The 16,391-nt window shown below is 56.8% G+C and carries 12 protein-coding genes; 8 read left to right on the forward strand and 4 right to left on the reverse strand.

All coding sequences use genetic code 11. From position 1 onward, the window contains the following. Positions 1–75 precede the first annotated feature (75 nt). Both I3V23_01210 and I3V23_01215 read right to left on the reverse strand, forming a co-directional pair. A complete protein-coding gene (locus I3V23_01210) occupies positions 76–876 on the reverse strand; it encodes a ferritin-like domain-containing protein (GenBank protein QPI86621.1) in 801 nt (266 codons plus the stop codon). 47 nt (positions 877–923) lie between these two features. Further along, complete coding sequence (locus I3V23_01215) at positions 924–1,388, reverse strand: peroxiredoxin (protein ID QPI85664.1); 465 nt, start codon at positions 1,386–1,388, stop codon at positions 924–926. 238 nt (positions 1,389–1,626) lie between these two features. Here I3V23_01215 and I3V23_01220 point away from each other — a divergent pair, with 238 nt between their 5' ends. From I3V23_01220 to I3V23_01250, 7 genes are all read left to right on the forward strand, one after another. Beyond that, the gene (locus I3V23_01220; protein ID QPI85665.1) at positions 1,627–4,938 is read left to right on the forward strand and encodes a hypothetical protein; all 3,312 of its coding nucleotides are present in this window, start codon (positions 1,627–1,629) and stop codon (positions 4,936–4,938) included. Between the two features lie 43 nt (positions 4,939–4,981). Then, the gene (gene queA / locus I3V23_01225; protein ID QPI85666.1) at positions 4,982–6,037 is read left to right on the forward strand and encodes a tRNA preQ1(34) S-adenosylmethionine ribosyltransferase-isomerase QueA; all 1,056 of its coding nucleotides are present in this window, start codon (positions 4,982–4,984) and stop codon (positions 6,035–6,037) included. Between the two features lie 56 nt (positions 6,038–6,093). Continuing rightward, on the forward strand, positions 6,094–7,374 hold the full coding sequence (locus I3V23_01230) for an MFS transporter (protein QPI85667.1): 1,281 nt from the start codon (positions 6,094–6,096) through the stop codon (positions 7,372–7,374). 45 nt (positions 7,375–7,419) lie between these two features. Continuing rightward, the gene (locus I3V23_01235) at positions 7,420–7,998 is read left to right on the forward strand and encodes a DUF924 domain-containing protein (protein ID QPI85668.1); all 579 of its coding nucleotides are present in this window, start codon (positions 7,420–7,422) and stop codon (positions 7,996–7,998) included. Between the two features lie 100 nt (positions 7,999–8,098). Continuing rightward, positions 8,099–9,493, forward strand: a complete 1,395-nt coding sequence (gene lpdA / locus I3V23_01240) for a dihydrolipoyl dehydrogenase (GenBank protein ID QPI85669.1) — start codon at positions 8,099–8,101, stop codon at positions 9,491–9,493. A 192-nt stretch (positions 9,494–9,685) separates the two neighbouring features. Next, positions 9,686–12,553 carry an excinuclease ABC subunit UvrA gene (gene uvrA / locus I3V23_01245; protein QPI85670.1) on the forward strand — a complete coding sequence of 956 codons (2,868 nt, stop codon included), beginning with the start codon at positions 9,686–9,688 and terminating at the stop codon, positions 12,551–12,553. Positions 12,554–12,642: 89 nt separating this feature from the next. Next, positions 12,643–13,878: a DVUA0089 family protein gene (locus I3V23_01250; protein ID QPI85671.1), complete on the forward strand. Its 1,236-nt coding sequence runs from the start codon at positions 12,643–12,645 to the stop codon at positions 13,876–13,878. A 6-nt stretch (positions 13,879–13,884) separates the two neighbouring features. On the opposite strand, the gene I3V23_01255 is transcribed toward I3V23_01250, so the two are convergent. After that, complete coding sequence (locus I3V23_01255; GenBank protein QPI85672.1) at positions 13,885–14,637, reverse strand: triose-phosphate isomerase; 753 nt, start codon at positions 14,635–14,637, stop codon at positions 13,885–13,887. A gap of 80 nt (positions 14,638–14,717) precedes the next feature. Here I3V23_01255 and I3V23_01260 point away from each other — a divergent pair, with 80 nt between their 5' ends. After that, a complete protein-coding gene (locus I3V23_01260; GenBank protein ID QPI86622.1) occupies positions 14,718–15,623 on the forward strand; it encodes an isopenicillin N synthase family oxygenase in 906 nt (301 codons plus the stop codon). On the opposite strand, the gene I3V23_01265 is transcribed toward I3V23_01260, so the two are convergent. Beyond that, entirely contained in the window at positions 15,620–16,348 is a 729-nt protein-coding gene (locus I3V23_01265; GenBank protein ID QPI85673.1) for a hypothetical protein, read from the reverse strand. The two genes, I3V23_01260 and I3V23_01265, sit on opposite strands and share 4 nt — an antisense overlap. Positions 16,349–16,391: the final 43 nt, after the last annotated feature.

Below are 16,391 nucleotides of genomic sequence, written 5' to 3' on the forward strand. Positions count from 1 at the left end.
AATATTTTTTGCGCCATTTAGACGGGAAATTGAGGTCATCCCCGCAATTTGGGCGAGATTTCGCCGATAGATGGCCTAGCGTTCAGAGAGAGGCCAGTAAAAATCGGGTGGAAGGCCCGCTTCGGCGCGCTTTTCTTCGTTGAAGGGCGGCTTCAATGCGCCGTGGAAATAACGCTGCACCAGTTCATGAAACGCATCCTTTGGATCAAGGTTTTCGCGGCCACAGAGGAAATGAAACCATTTGCTGCCATAGGCCACGTGATGCACCTCTTCGGCATAGATCACGTTTAGCGCATCGACCGCAGCACTGGCGGCAGGGTCATTTTGCGGGCGTTTGAAAATCTCGATCATCGAGGGCGTGACATCAAGGCCGCGTGCCTCGAGAACCATCGGCACCACCGCCAAGCGGCCCATGAAATCGGTGGCCGTATCTTCGGCGGCGCGCCACATCCCCGCATGTGCGGCAAGCGCGCCATAATGACTGCCCATTTGTTCAAGGCAATCTGACAATAGATTGAAATGCTTGGATTCTTCATCGGCCGATTCGACCCAATCATCGTAGAACCCGATGGGCATGGGCGTCTCGGCAAAGCGGGGGATAATGTCCCAATGTAAATCCACCGCATTAAGTTCGATATGCGCCACCGCGTGCAAAATCGCGATCCGACCCTCGGCTGTGCCAGGTTTACGCTTTGGCACCTCGCGCGGATCAAGCAATGCGGGTTGTGCAGGGCGCGCGGGTTGATCGGGCGGTGTGGCGCGGCCAAGGGGCAAGGGCGTCCCTGCTGCCCGCGCAGCGAACCATTTCTTGGCACAAGCGCGCGAAAGTGCGCATTTCTCCTTGGCATTGGCGGTGGTCAAAACCGCCACCGCCATTTCGGCCAATGTCTCGGGTATTTGTAAGTCACTCATGGGGCGGTGAATTAGCCCAAGGATTTCACCGCGTCCAGCACGGCATCAACATGTCCTGGCACCTTTACCTTGCGCCAAATCTGGGAAATTTTCCCATCGCCATCAATAAGATAGGTGCAGCGTTCGATGCCCATGTATTTTTTGCCATACATGGATTTCTCCACCCATGCGCCATAGCGTTCGCAGACATCGCTGGCTTCATCCGAGGCAAGGATCACCCCAAGATCATATTTGGCGATGAATTTATCGTGCTTGGCCACGCTATCTTTGGAGACACCAATCACCACGGCGCCTGCTGCGGCAAAGGCGTCTGCCGCTTCGGTGAAGCCTTGCGCCTCTTTGGTGCAGCCTGATGTGTCATCTTTGGGATAGAAATAGAGAACCACTTTCTTGGGCTTTTGAGCCGATAGCGTCACTTCGCCACCGCCATCGCGGGGAAGGGTGAAATCTGGGGCGGGGCTGCCGATCTCAAGCATGGGCTTCATCCTTTGTTCATTCTTTTGCGCGGAAACTCGCCACATCTTGATCCAGTGCGGCGAATATTTGCGCGGGGCCAGTTGCAGGGTTTTGTTATGTGTGATTGCAAGCTAGGGGATTTACAGCAAAGATAAAGGGCGGCATCCGAAATCGCCCCTCTCTTTGTTCCGCGCCCGACCCGTAAACAGCCCCGTGACCAACCTCGTGACCAGACAGATTATAGATTGACCGCTTCCCGTGACCTCCAAAGAAAACGCCGAGTCCGAAGTTAAACCACAGCCTGCCAAATCGCGCAGAGGGCGGTGGGTCTTGGCTGTGGTTTTGGGCCTGTTTGTGACCATTTCAGCGGTGCTTGGTGGGTTTTACCTGCGACTGTCTCAGGGGCCCGTTTCGCTGCCGACCGCATGGCAGGCGCGTATTATTGCGCAAATGCAAGCGGGTATGGTGCGCGATGAGTTAAGCATTGCAGATATGTCCATTGCCCTTGATGAGACGGGGCGCCAAGCCCTTTTGGTCATCACCGATGTCACGGTGCGCGATGAAACTGGCCTGCGTGCGGCGTTTCCGCAGCTTGGCTTTGCCTTCGATGCAGGCGCCTTGCTGATGGGGCAAATATCCCCCATCCGCGCCGAAATGCGCGGTGCCAGTCTTTTGCTTGAACGGGATGCAACAGGCGGTATTGATTTGGCTTTCACAACCAATCAAGACGCCGCGCGCGCCGATTTGGCCCAAACCATGGCCGCCTTTGACAGAATGTTTGCCGATCCGCGTTTTGCCAATTTTCAAGAGGCGGTTGGCCGCGAGATTACGATTTCTCTGCGCGATGCCACCACAGGACGGGCCTTATCTATTGAAAACGGGCAAATGCGTCTGGCCCGTCAGGGCCAAGATTTGGTTTTGGCGGTGACCGCAGGTCTTGAGGCCCATGCGGAGGGGGCGGCAGATCAGGCGGGGCGTCTTTCCTTTGTGGCGACCCGCACCGATGCCGCGCGTGAGACTGAATTACGCCTCCAATTTCAAGGGATACCTGCAAATAACCTTTCTGTTGCATCGCCTGCCTTGCGGTGGCTTGATCTGATCTCTGCACCATTGTCGGGCAGTCTCAGCACGAAATTGCGCGATGCCGAAGGCGTTGGTGATCTTGAAGCCCGCCTTGATTTGGGGTCAGGGGAATTGGCCCTTGAGGGAGCAGAGCGCCCCCTAAGCTTTAGCGAGATCTCAGCGCGATTTCGGTATGAGGCCGCCACAGGGCGCGCGGCGCTGGATGAGCTGTTGGTTGATGCGCGCGACCTAGATTTTACCGCAACGGGTGATGCGCTGATTTCGCCCGATGGCACGCGAATTGACGCCACGCTTGATCTTAATGATCTATTGGTGAACCCCAATGAGATGTTCGAGGCGCCCTTGCTGTTCTCGCAGGGGCGGTCTGAATTTCGGATCAGTTTGGGGGAGGAGCCGCGCCTCGATCTTGATCGTATTTTGATCCGCACAGATGCGTTTGAGTTGACCCTTTCAGGCTATGGGGTGGCGCGCTCTGATGGCACGGAATTGGCGATTGATGGGAGTATTGCGCAAATGGTTCTGCGCGATGCCCTGATTTATTGGCCAAATGAGTTTGTCTCTAAAACGCGTGACTGGATTGATCGCAATCTGCACGAAGGGCAGGCGCAGAACCTTATGCTGAGCCTGCGTAAGGCCCCGCAAGATGCCCGTGCGCAGGCGGCCTTGGGGTTTGATTTTAGCGCGCTCGCGCTTAGCCCCATTCGCGATATGCCGCCTTTGCGGGATCTGCAGGGCCAACTGCGCCTAGAGGGGGCGCGGCTGACCATTGTGGCGCAAGATGGTTTGATGCGCGCGCCAACGGGCCAAGATATCGTGATGCATCAAGGCAGGTTTACCGTGCCCAATGTGGCAATGCGCGGCCCTGCTGCCACCCTTGATTTGGATGTGTCTGGAGAAATTCCTGATCTTTTGACCCTATTTGCAGGGCCGCCCCTCAACCTATTTCCCGAAGACGGGCGCCTTGACCCTGCCACATTGGCCACAGGTCAGGCAGAGTTGTCGGGTCAGATCGGTCTGAATTTGGTGCAACGCCAACCCATTGGTGAGATGAGCCTCGATATCACGGGCCGTCTGATAGATGTGCGCTCAGATACACTGGTTCCCAATCGCGATCTGCGTGCAGAGGCGCTTGATTTGGCGATTACCTCCGAGGCAGGTGTGATGATTTCTGGCGCTGCCACAATGTCAGGTCGGCCCCTCACAGGCCGTTGGGTTCGGCCTGATCTTAACCGTGATGCCCCGCAATCTTATGTCGAAGGGCGGGCGCGTTTGAGCCCTGAAACCCTTGCGGCCTTTGGTGTCATTTTGCCTGATGGTATGGTGCAGGGCGATGCAGCACTGGATTTGCGGCTTGATCTTGCAGGGCGCGGTGCAGCCCCAGAATTGCGTCTCACATCACCGCTTGAGGGCGTTGCGCTGTCCCTCGCCGCGTTGGGTTGGACGAAACCCGCAGAGGCAGCGGGGGATTTAGACGTCACCCTGATCCTTGGGCCTAACCCAAGCCTGCGCGCATTCCGCCTATCAGGGGCGGGCCTATCTGCACAGGGTTCGGGGGATCTCGGCCCCGAAGGCCGTCTTGAGCTGTTGCGCATAGAAGGCTTTACCATTGATGACTGGCTAGATGTGACGGGCACGCTGACGCCGCGTGGCGAGGGTCTGGCACCTGCACTTGGGATTGCTTCGGGGCGGTTGGATTTGCGGGGCCTGCCGCAGGGCGGCGCACAAGCGCAAACGGCACGCGCCCCCCTGTCGGTCAATTTGGACGAGCTGCGCATTGGCGCCACGATTGCCCTCAGCGATCTGCGCGCGGATCTCAGTTCTGGCGGTGGCGGGTTGGCAGGGGCGTTTCGCGGCAACCTTAACGGCGCCGTTCCGCTAGAGGGCGCGATTGCCCCGCTTGAGGGCGGGGGCATTGATATTCGCCTTCAGGCTGATGATGGCGGGGCCGCCATGCGCAGCGCGGGCATCATGCGCAACCTCTATGGTGGCGCGCTGACACTGCAATTGCAGGGCGCGACTGGCGCGCGCAGCTATGAGGGCCAGTTGCAAATCACCAACCCCAGACTGCGCGATGCGCCCGTTATGGCCGAATTGCTCAACGCCGTCTCCGTGATTGGATTGATTGAACAACTGTCGGGGGACGGGATTAATATGGGCGAGGTAAATGCGCGCTTCACGCTCGATCCGTCAAAGATCACTGTGCATCAAGGCACCGCCATTGGCCCGTCTTTGGGGATCAGCATGGATGGGGTCTATAATACATCTGCGCGGAATTTGGACTTTCGCGGTGTGCTGACGCCGATTTATGCGCTCAACGGCGTTGTCGGGCGGCTGTTTGCACGGCGCGATGAGGGGTTGTTTGGATTTAATTTTACTCTGAACGGCCCGCCCGATACGCCGCAGGTGCGGGTCAATCCGCTCTCCATACTTGTGCCAGGCATTCTGCGCGACTTGATGCGCCCGCAGCTTGACACAAATTCCCAATAATCCGCCCGTTTCTTTGCGATGGCCCGTTTCTGTCAGGTTTACAATGCGTCTTGATGATTTCGATTTTCACCTTCCCGAAACCCTTATTGCGACCCGTCCGGCAAAGCCGCGCTCTTCGGCGCGGCTGCTATATGCGCAAGGTGGGCAGATCACCGATGCGATTGTGCGCGATCTGCCGCAATTTTTGCGCAAGGGGGATCGGTTGATCCTGAACGACACCCGCGTCATTCCGGCCCGTCTGCGTGGCCAAAGGTGGCGCGACAGCGCACAAGGCCGCGTGAGCGCAAAGATTGAGGTGACCCTTCTCGAGCCACAGGCCGATGGCACATGGTCGGCCCTTGCCAAACCGATGCGGAAACTCGCCTTGGGCGAGGTGGTGGAGTTCACCCCCGATTTTCACGCTGAGGTGGCAAGCCTTGAGGGGGGGCTGCACCTGCGCTTCAACCTTGGGGGGGATGATTTTGATGCGGCGTTGAACGCCGCAGGTGCGATGCCCCTGCCGCCCTATATTGAGGCCAAGCGCCCCTCTGATGCCCAAGATCGGGAAGATTACCAAACCATTTGGGCCAAGCGCCAAGGGGCGGTGGCCGCCCCAACCGCAAGCCTGCATTTTGACGAAGGGTTGATGGCAGATTTGCGCGCCCATGGGGTGACGTTCAGTTTTGTCACCTTGCACGTTGGTGCGGGCACGTTTCTGCCCGTGACGGTGGAAGATGTCACCACCCATAAAATGCATGCCGAATGGGGTGAGGTTTCGCAAAGCGCGGCGGATGAAATCAACGCCACCCGCGCCGCAGGCGGGCGGATTATCCCCGTGGGCACAACAGCATTGCGTTTGATTGAAACTGCGGCAAGCGAAACTGGCGAGATGCGCCCCTTTGAGGGGGATACCGATATTTTCATCTACCCCGGGTATCGCTTTAAAATCACCGATGGGTTGATGACCAATTTCCACTTGCCCAAATCGACCCTGATGATGTTGGTGTCGGCCCTGATGGGGGCTGAACAAATTCGGACGATCTATGACCATGCAATCACTCAGAACTATCGTTTTTTCTCCTATGGGGATGCTTCGCTATTAATCGGGTCGCAGACGTGACAGGATAGGGCGTGAACGCGGCATTAGTTTGGTGCCGCGCAGCGTAAGGATCGCGCATGTTATTGGTGTTGCGAAATTCATGGGCCTTGCTTTTGGGTATCATGCTTCTGATGGTCGGGAATGGCCTTCAGGGCACGCTTTTGGGTGTGCGCGGCGAAATTGAGGGTTTTTCAACCTTTGAGATGTCCGTGGTGATGTCTGCCTATTTTGCGGGGTTTCTGATCGGCTCGCGTATGGGGTCAGAAATGATCCGCCGCGTGGGACATATCCGCACCTTCGCTGCGCTGGGCTCGGTCATATCGGCGGTGCTGATCCTTTATCCTGTGCTGACGGATCCTATTGCATGGACAGTGTTGCGCCTGATTATTGGGGCCTGTTTTGCAGCCGTCTATGTCACGGCGGAATCTTGGCTGAACAATGCCGCAACCAATGAAACCCGTGGTCAGACCCTATCGGTCTATCTGGTGGTGCAGATGGTCGGCATTGTTGCCGCGCAAATGCTGCTGAACCTTGGGGATCCGTCCGACTATTTCCTCTTTGTGGTGCTGTCGGTTCTGGTTTCGCTAAGTTTCGCGCCGATTTTGCTGTCGGTCACCCCAACGCCGGCATTTGAAACCGCCAAGCCGATGAGCCTGATGGAGGTTTTGAAAATCTCGCCCCTGGGTGTGATTGGCACATTCCTTATGGGCGGTGTCTATTCGGCCATGTTCGGCATGGCGGCCGTTTTCGCCACGCAGGCAGGGCTGCCAATTGCGCAATTGTCCATTTTTGTATCGGCCTTTTATGTGGGCGGCTTGGTTCTGCAATTCCCCATTGGATGGATTTCTGATCGGATGGATCGCCGTCTGTTGATCATGATCTTGGCGGCCATTTGCGGCGCAGCGGGCCTGTTGGGTGCGCTCAGTTCTGGCATCTTTTCGATCTTGGTGATTTCGGCCTTCTTCATAGGCGGCATGGCCAACCCGCTTTATGCGTTGTTGATTGCCTATGTGAACGACTTTCTTGAGGTTGAACAAATGCCCGCCGCAGGGGGGCGTCTGTTGTTTGTGAACGGGGTCGGGGCGATTTTCGGCCCGATTGTCGTGGGCGGCATGATGCAGGCCATTGGCCCCTTGGGGTATTTCTATTTCATCGGCGGCTTGGTCACGGTTTTGGCGCTTTATGCGGCCTATCGTATGACGGTGCGCCCTGCACCCACAGTGGAAGATACAGGCAGCTATGCGCCTGTTTTGCCCTCAGCCTCGCCCGTTGTGGTGGGCTTGGCGCAAGAGGTTTTCGCGGATGCGGCCTCCGATGATGGCGATGACGCGCAAGGAACGCTTCCTCCTGCTGCGTGATCGTGGCAGTCTCTCTTTGACAATAGTCTAAAGGGGGAAGATCGGATGACAGACCCGCTGGCGCAAGAGATCACAGAGTTCTGGATCGGGGCAGGGCCCGAGGCGTGGTATCGCCGCGATGATGATTTTGACGCTGAAATCCGCGCCCGTTTTGGCACGGCATGGCAGGGGGCGGCAGCAGGCGCGATGGATCATTGGATCAATACCGCCCCGACTGCCTTAGCGCTGATGATCCTGTTGGATCAATTCCCGCGCAATATGTTTCGCGCCGACCCGCGGGCCTTTGCCACCGATGCAAAGGTTTTGGGATTGGCCAAGGACGCGTTAGAAATGGGCCATGATCTGAGCATCCCAGAGCCTGAACGTCAGTTTTTCTACCTGCCCTTCATGCATTCGGAGGATTTGGCAGATCAAACCCGCGCGATTGAGTTGATCGAAACGCGGATGCCGCAGACGGGGCAGGGCAATGTGATCCATGCCCGCGCCCATGCTGAAATTATCCGCCGATTTGGCCGTTTTCCCTATCGAAACGCGGACTTGGGGCGGGATATGACCGCAGAAGAACAGGCGTTTCTAGACGCGGGCGGTTATGGTTCTGTGCTGCGCAGTCTGCAGGAATCTTAGATAGATTGCAGCGCGATCAGAGATGGTTTAGAGATAGTTTAACGTTGAACAATTCCGAATCCCGCCGCCCCTGCGTGGCCCGAATTGCAGGAGAACTGCCATGTCCAACCAAGATTTCGATGTAATCGTCATCGGTGCAGGCCCCGGGGGCTATGTGGCCGCGATCCGCGCCAGCCAATTGGGGCTGAAAGTTGCGACTGTCGAGCGGGAACATATGGGCGGGATTTGTCTCAACTGGGGCTGTATCCCAACCAAGGCCATGCTGCGCTCGTCCGAGGTTTTCCACCTGATGCACCGCGCTAAAGAATTCGGTCTGTCTGCGGATGGCATTTCCTATGATTTGGATGCGGTCGTGAAACGCTCGCGCAATGTGGCCAAACAGCTGAATTCGGGCGTTGGCCATTTGATGAAGAAGAATAAGGTCACAGTCGTGATGGGCGCGGCCACCATTCCCGCGAAAGGCAAGGTCGAGGTGAAGGCCGAGGATGGCGTGAAAACCATGACCGCCAAACATATCATTCTGGCCACAGGCGCCCGGGCCCGCGAACTGCCGGGCCTAGAGGCGGATGGCAAGCGCGTATGGGCCTATAAATCGGCACTGACCCCGCCGCATATGCCTAAGAAATTGCTTGTCATTGGGTCGGGCGCGATTGGGATTGAATTTGCAAGTTTTTATAACACGCTAGGCGCTGAGACGACAGTTGTTGAGGTGATGGATCGCATCCTGCCCGTGGAAGATGCTGAGATTTCCGCCTTTGCCAAAAAGGCCTTTGAAAAGCAGGGGATGAAAATTCTGCAAAAGGCTGTGGTCAAGAAACTGGATCGCGCGGCTGATAAGGTCACAGCGCATATCGAAATGGGCGGCAAGGTTGAGACGCAAGAATTCGACACAGTCATTTCTGCCGTTGGTATTGTCGGCAATGTTGAGGGCTTGGGCCTAGAGGGGCTTGGGGTCAAAATAGACCGCACCCATGTTGTGACGGATGAATATTGCCGCACGGGCGTGGACGGGCTTTACGCGATTGGCGATGTTGCAGGCGCGCCGTGGCTTGCACATAAGGCCAGCCATGAAGGCGTGATGGTCGCCGAGATGATTGCAGGGCGCAAGGTTCACGCGGTGAAACCTGAAAGCATTGCAGGCTGCACCTATTGCCACCCGCAAATCGCCTCGGTCGGTTTGACCGAAGAAAAGGCCAAAGCCGCAGGCTATGCCGTAAAAGTGGGCCGCTTCCCCTTTATTGGCAATGGCAAGGCCATCGCCTTGGGCGAGCCTGAAGGGCTGATCAAAACCGTGTTTGATGCCAAAACGGGCGAGCTTTTGGGCGCGCATATGGTGGGCGCGGAAGTGACCGAACTGATCCAAGGCTATGTGGTGGGGCGCAAGCTGGAAACCACTGAAGAAGACCTGATGGAGACCGTTTTCCCGCATCCAACCTTGTCAGAGATGATGCATGAGGCGGTTCTTGATGCCTATGGGCGGGCGATCCATATCTAGGGGGCATGCGTCTCATGTGTCTGGGGTATTGGGGCAGGGGCAACCTTGCCCCTTTTGCTGTTCTAGCGCCATGCTTGACAGGTTTGCGCGTTTCGGTTTTGTTCTCGCCATCCTGCCCCTTGCTTTGTGGCACTGGCGCAGGCACAGGATCGCCCTAGCTTGTGGCGCATTAATATAGGAACGGGCGGTCAGATGGCGGAATTAAAGAAAATCGAAGTGCGCGGCGCACGCGAGCATAATTTGAAGAATATCGATGTCGATATTCCCCGCGACCAACTGACCGTGATCACGGGCCTATCGGGATCAGGAAAATCGTCACTGGCCTTTGACACGATCTATGCCGAAGGGCAGCGCCGCTATGTTGAAAGCCTCAGCGCCTATGCGCGGCAATTCCTTGACATGATGCAAAAGCCCGACATGGATCACATCTCGGGGCTGTCGCCCGCGATTTCCATTGAGCAGAAAACCACTTCGAAAAACCCGCGCTCGACCGTGGGAACCGTGACCGAAATTTACGACTATATGCGCTTGTTGTTTGCGCGCGTGGGCACGCCCTATAGCCCCGCAACAGGTCTGCCCATTGAGGCGCAGCAGGTTCAGGATATGGTCGACCGCATTATGGGCATGGAGGAGGGAACCCGCGCCTATCTCTTGGCCCCGATTGTGCGCGACCGCAAAGGTGAATATCGCAAAGAAATGCTGGAGCTGCGCAAGCAGGGGTTTCAAAGGGTCAAGGTAGATGGGGCGTTTTACGAATTAGAAACCCCGCCAAGCTTGGACAAGAAATTTCGCCACGATATTGACGTTGTGGTGGATCGCATTGTGGTGCGTGCGGGCAGTGAGACGCGTCTGGCCGATAGTTTGCGCACGGCGCTTGATCTGGCCGATGGGATTGCCATTCTGGAGACTGCACCAAAGGACGGCGATCCCGAGCGGATTACCTTTTCTGAGAATTTCGCCTGTCCTGTTTCGGGCTTTACCATTCCCGAAATTGAGCCGCGCTTGTTCTCTTTTAACGCGCCCTTTGGGGCGTGCCCGTCTTGTGATGGGTTGGGGCATGAGCTGTTTTTTGATGAACGGCTGATGGTGCCTGATGTCACGCTTAGCCTTGCCGATGGGGCCATTGCGCCGTGGCGCAAGGGGAAATCACCCTATTTCCTGCAAACCATCGAAGCAATTGCCCGTCACTACGGCTTTGATCCTAAGGCGCAATGGAAAGACCTGCCTCAGGCGGTGCAAGATGTGTTCTTGCGCGGCTCTGGCGAAGAAGAAATCGCCTTTCGGTATGACGAGGGCGGGCGGGTTTATCAGGTTTCCCGCGTGTTTGAGGGGGTGATCCCCAATATGGAACGCCGCTATCGTGAAACCGATAGCGCGTGGATCCGCGAAGAATTTGAACGCTATCAGAACAATCGCCCCTGTGGTGCTTGTGGCGGGCACCGCCTTCGGGCTGAGGCATTAGCGGTGAAAATCGGCGGCCTTCATGTGGGCGAGGTGGTGCAAATGTCCATCCGTCAGGCCTATGATTGGATCGACACTGTGCCAGCGGCCTTGAGTGCGCAAAAAAATGAAATCGCCCGCGCGATCCTAAAAGAGATCCGCGAACGCCTCGGGTTTTTGAACAATGTGGGGTTGGATTACCTGACGCTGTCACGCAATGCAGGCACCTTGTCAGGTGGTGAAAGCCAACGCATCCGTTTGGCCAGCCAGATCGGCTCGGGCCTCACTGGGGTGCTTTATGTTCTTGATGAACCCTCGATTGGTTTGCATCAGCGCGACAATTCCCGCCTTCTGGATACGCTGAAAAACCTGCGCGATCAGGGCAATACCGTCATCGTTGTTGAGCATGACGAGGAAGCCATTCGCGAGGCGGATTACGTTCTGGATATTGGCCCAGGTGCAGGGGTGCATGGCGGCCAAGTTGTGGCCTCTGGCACGCCGCGTGAGATCATGGAAAACCCTGCCTCAATCACGGGGCAATATCTGTCGGGCAGCCGCGAGATTGCTGTGCCCCAAGAGCGGCGCAAGGGCAAAAAGGGCGGCAAGTCCGTGACCGTGGTCAATGCGACAGGCAACAACCTGCAGGGGGTGACAGTGGATTTCCCGCTTGGGAAATTTGTTTGCGTCACGGGTGTTTCTGGGGGGGGCAAATCCAGCCTGACGATTGAAACCCTGTTCAAAACAGCCTCAGCCCGGCTGAATGGGGCGCGCCAGACACCTGCGCCTTGCGAGACGATCAAAGGGCTAGAGCATCTCGATAAGGTGATTGATATTGACCAACGCCCAATTGGGCGCACGCCCCGCTCGAACCCTGCGACCTATACAGGCGCCTTCACCCCAATCCGTGATTGGTTCGCAGGCCTGCCCGAGGCCAAGGCGCGCGGCTACAAGCCTGGACGGTTCAGCTTTAACGTCAAAGGCGGTCGCTGCGAGGCCTGCCAAGGCGATGGGGTCATCAAGATCGAGATGCATTTCTTGCCCGATGTTTATGTGGAATGTGAAACCTGCAAAGGAAAGCGCTATAACCGCGAAACCCTTGAGGTGACGTTCAAAGGTAAAAGCATTGCCGATGTATTGGACATGACTGTCGAAGACGCGCAGGAGTTTTTCAAAGCGGTGCCATCCATTCGCGAGAAGATGGACGCGCTGATGCGTGTGGGGCTCGGCTATATCAAGGTGGGCCAGCAAGCGACCACCTTGTCGGGTGGCGAGGCGCAGCGTGTGAAACTGTCCAAGGAATTGAGCAAACGCGCCACGGGCCGCACCCTCTATATTCTGGATGAACCCACCACGGGCTTGCATTTCGAAGATGTGCGCAAATTGTTGGAAGTACTGCATGAATTGGTTGATCAGGGCAACTCAGTCGTAGTGATTGAGCATAATCTTGATGTGATCAAAACCGCCGATTGGCTGATCGACATTGGCCCCGAGGGCGGTGATGGCGGGGGGCAGGTCGTGGCGACAGGCACGCCCGAGGATGTCGCGGGCGTTGCCGCATCGCATACGGGACGTTATTTGGCCCCGATGCTGCCCGCGGCCCGTGTTACGGCTGCGCAATAGATTTACCCCTTCACGCAAATTTTTCCCCGTTCGGTGCTGATTGCGTCTAAGCTTGGCGTGACGGATGAAGCATAAATAGGGGTTAACCAATGTCGGCACGTATGTCTTTTGCCTTGTCACTGGGGCTGTTTGCGGCAAGCAGCCCTGCCTTTGCGCAGGATTTTTGTGGGGGAATGGGGGCCATGGGTCTTTGGGCCAATGGCACCGAGGCCGCCTCTGACCTTAGCCAATCAAGCACGGCCTTTGATCTGACGGGTCTTGGCCTGTCTGCGGGCAATCAGGCGGTCGGGCTGTTCACATTATCGCAATCTGCAAATCTGCGCGTTGAGGCGGTGGGGCAGGGTGGGGTTGATCCCGTTTTAGACCTCTATGACGAAACGGGCCGTCTGATCTTGAATGATGACGATAGCGGCGGAAACTTTGCTGCGCGCGGTGAGATCAACTTGGCGGCGGGGCGCTATTGCGTTGCGGTGCGCGATTTTAGTGGAACCGCTGGCGCGGTTGACCTGCGTATTGGCCTCAGTGATCGCGATCCTGCGCTGACGATGGGATTGGATGCAGGCACAGGCAGCTTTGCAGGGGTTACGCCCTGCACGGCGGATACGCCCGCCACGGTTTTGGGAGCGGGGGCCTTGAGCCAAGCGGAGCTGAGCGCAGGTATCAGCCAAACAGGCAGCGTGGCAAGCACACCTTATTATCGCTTTGGCCTTTCGGCCCCAACGGCGGTGACCATTCAAGCCGAAAACAGTGCGGCTGATCCCTATATCTATCTCTTTGGGCCAGATGGGCGGCTCTTGGCGGAAAATGACGACCATGTGGGTCTTGATAGCCAGATTGACATGGCTGACCCGCTGCCCGCAGGCAGCTATTGTATCGCGATGCGCGCCTTGTCGGATCAAAACGCGCCTGTGACAGTGACCTTGCGCGATTATGACCCCATGCGTGCCATGCAGCAGATGTATGAGGCGCTAGAGGCCAGCCCCCCCATCGGTGGCAGCTATCCTATCACGGATTTGGGCGCAATTTCGGGGCAGTTTGTGCGCGATGTCAGCGTGTCAGGCAAGGCGCAATGGTTCCTCGTGTCTATGCCAGAGGATGGGCTTTTGCTGATTGATGCGGTTGGCATGGGCAATTCTGACCCAATTCTGGCCCTTTACGATCCAGTGGGCCGTGAGCTTGCCTATAATGACGATAGCGGGTCTGGATATGACAGCCAAATCGCGCAGCCTCTTGGCGGTGGCAGCTATTTGGTGGGCTTGCGGCAATATGATAACAGCGCAGGCATGGTGCGTCTGGTGATCCAGCGCTTTGTGGCGGCCAATTAAGCGCGTTCAGGCCCCGTCTGATGTGGCCAAGGCCGTGATGATGGGGCCAAAATCCTGCGCCTTCAGAGAGGCCCCCCCCACCAAAGCGCCATCGATATTTTCCAATGCGAAAATCTCGGCGGCATTGGTTGGCTTGACTGACCCGCCATAGAGCAGCGGCACGCTTTTTGCGGCATCCGCGCCGTAGCGGGCAGCCAGATTAGCGCGCATGGCATCATGGATTTCGGCAATATCACCCAGTTCAGGAACAAGCCCTGTGCCAATCGCCCAAATCGGTTCATAGGCTATCACAAACGCGCCTTCATCGGGGAGGGAGGCGTCAAGCTGTGCTTCAACAACCGCGCGGGCATGGCCTGCGCGCCGTTCTGCCTCGCTTTCACCTAAGCAGATAATGGGGGTCAGCCCCGCCGCCAGTGCCGCTTCTGCTTGCGCGCGCACTTGGGCGTTGGTTTCGCCGTGATCAGCGCGCCGCTCGGAATGACCCACAATCACATAATCCGCCCCGGCATCCTTCAGCATGGGTGCGGAAACATCGCCCGTATGCGCCCCTGCCGTTGCGGTATGGCAATATTGCCCCCCAAGCGCGATGGCGCTGTCGCGGCACTGTGCGGCAAGCGCACCCAGCAAGGTCGCGGGCGGACAGATCAAAATATCGACTGGCTGCGGTGCAGGGAATGCCGCAATCAGGCTTTGCACTTCGGCCATATTCGCCAAAAGCCCGTTCATTTTCCAATTTCCTGCGGCAAGTTTTCTGCGCATCGCGCTCTCCTCTTTATCTTTGGATTTATGGGTGGCAAGGATGCAGCCAAGGGTCAAGCCAATATGGGGTAAGAATCGTGATGATACCGCGAATTGATTTTCAGAAAATGATCGCAGGTGATGCCGAGACCCTTGAGACTATCGCCTATGGCGCGCGTGACGTTGGGTTTTTGACGCTTGAGAATACGCCGATTTCGGGCGAGGCTGTTCAAGAATTAATCGCGCTCTATCGCCGTTTTTTCAAAATGGATGATGCGGCCAAAGCGGCCGTGGATATGGCGCGCACAGGGGCCAATCGCGGGTGGGGTGCCTCCAAATCCGAACAGGTCGATCCCATGGCAAACCCTGATTATAAACAAGTGTTCGACTGTGGCTTGCCCGTGCCCGATGGCGATCCAATGGCGCATTTGCCTGTCTATGCGCCAAATCTTTGGCCCGAAGCCCCTGAAGGTTTTCAAGAAACAGTCGAGCAGTATTTTGCGCAAGCGCGCGCTGTGTCCTTGGCCCTGCTTGCGGCGATTGCGCGGGCAATTGGCAAGGACGGGGATTATTTTGCCGATAAATTCGATCGCCCCATGGCGCTGTTGCGGGCAAATTTCTATCCACCCCGTCCAGATTGGGCGGGTGAAAAGGATTTCGGCATCGCGGCCCATACCGATTATGGCTGCCTCACCCTTTTGGCCACGGATGGGCAGGCGGGCCTTGAAGTAGAGATGCGGGATGGGTCATGGCTGCCTGTCGCGGTTGAGCCGGGTGTCTTTGTCATCAATTTTGGCGAAATGCTCGAGATGTGGAGCGAGGGCGGGGTGAAAGCCACATTGCACCGCGTCACAGGCGGTTCGGAAGAGCGCATTTCCATCCCGCTGTTTTTCAATCCTAATTATGATGCCAATGTCGCACCCGCAGGATCAGATCAGGTGATCCGTGCAGGCGATCACCTCAGCCGCCGCTACGCAGAAACCTATCTGCATATGAAAACCGCCTAAGCGGCCATCAGCGCGGCAAGGATTTCTGCGCGGCTTTCCTCAATCTCTTGCGGGGTTTTGGTGGTTGAGTAGCCGCTTGTTGTCGTGCCCCATAACTGTCTGCAAAACGGGTGCTCGGGGCCCTCATAGCGCCATCCGCGAAAATGTTCGGGCACGAACATATAGGCGGGATAGACATAAAGACCGCGCGCCAAATCCCGATGCCGCTTGAAAAACTGCCGCAACCTAAAATTTCCTGAACCTTTCCATGGCTTTGGCAAAGTGGCTGGATCTGATTGTGACAGTTCCTCGATCAAAGTGGCGAGAATTGGATGGCCCTTGGGGCTGCCCAGAATGGGGCAAAGCAGGCCCTTTTTGCGCGGCATACCATGGGTATCGCATACCTCATTTTCCACCTCACGGCAGGTGAACGGGCCTTGATGGTGAAGCAGGTCATGGACGGGGCGCAGGCAGATGGAATCCGTTTCAGGAATGATCCCGCCAAATTCATAGAGAATTTCATAGCGCATCAAATCTGACACGCCGGCATATTCCCCTTGCCGAAAATATTCAGTGATCTGCGCGTGGCATTTGAATTTGCGTCCCGTCAAAAACTGATTGTCATACAGGGTATAGTCCCAGTCAGGGTGCATATCGCGCCACGTTTTCATCCACTGAAGCGGTGGATCAAGCTGGCCAATCCAGATTTGCCCAAGCCGTTTGTCGACCGTTTGCGAAGCAGACATCAGAGGCCTTTCATCTCTCAGTGACCCGTTTTATCGCGTCATG

This window comes from Rhodobacterales bacterium HKCCA1288, from assembly GCA_015693905.1.
GTDB lineage: Bacteria > Pseudomonadota > Alphaproteobacteria > Rhodobacterales > Rhodobacteraceae > M30B80.

Bases quoted from the DNA above. Each gene is read 5' to 3' on its own strand.
- lpdA (QPI85669.1), top strand. From the start codon at position 8,099: ATGTCCAACCAAGATTTCGATGTAATCGTCATCGGTGCAGGCCCCGGG.
- I3V23_01265 (QPI85673.1), bottom strand. From the start codon at position 16,348: ATGTCTGCTTCGCAAACGGTCGACAAACGGCTTGGGCAAATCTGGATT.
- I3V23_01235 (QPI85668.1), top strand. From the start codon at position 7,420: ATGACAGACCCGCTGGCGCAAGAGATCACAGAGTTCTGGATCGGGGCA.
- I3V23_01210 (QPI86621.1), bottom strand. From the start codon at position 876: ATGGCGGTGGCGGTTTTGACCACCGCCAATGCCAAGGAGAAATGCGCA.
- I3V23_01230 (QPI85667.1), top strand. From the start codon at position 6,094: ATGTTATTGGTGTTGCGAAATTCATGGGCCTTGCTTTTGGGTATCATG.
- I3V23_01260 (QPI86622.1), top strand. From the start codon at position 14,718: ATGATACCGCGAATTGATTTTCAGAAAATGATCGCAGGTGATGCCGAG.
- I3V23_01255 (QPI85672.1), bottom strand. From the start codon at position 14,637: ATGCGCAGAAAACTTGCCGCAGGAAATTGGAAAATGAACGGGCTTTTG.
- I3V23_01215 (QPI85664.1), bottom strand. From the start codon at position 1,388: ATGCTTGAGATCGGCAGCCCCGCCCCAGATTTCACCCTTCCCCGCGAT.
- uvrA (QPI85670.1), top strand. From the start codon at position 9,686: ATGGCGGAATTAAAGAAAATCGAAGTGCGCGGCGCACGCGAGCATAAT.
- queA (QPI85666.1), top strand. From the start codon at position 4,982: ATGCGTCTTGATGATTTCGATTTTCACCTTCCCGAAACCCTTATTGCG.
- I3V23_01250 (QPI85671.1), top strand. From the start codon at position 12,643: ATGTCGGCACGTATGTCTTTTGCCTTGTCACTGGGGCTGTTTGCGGCA.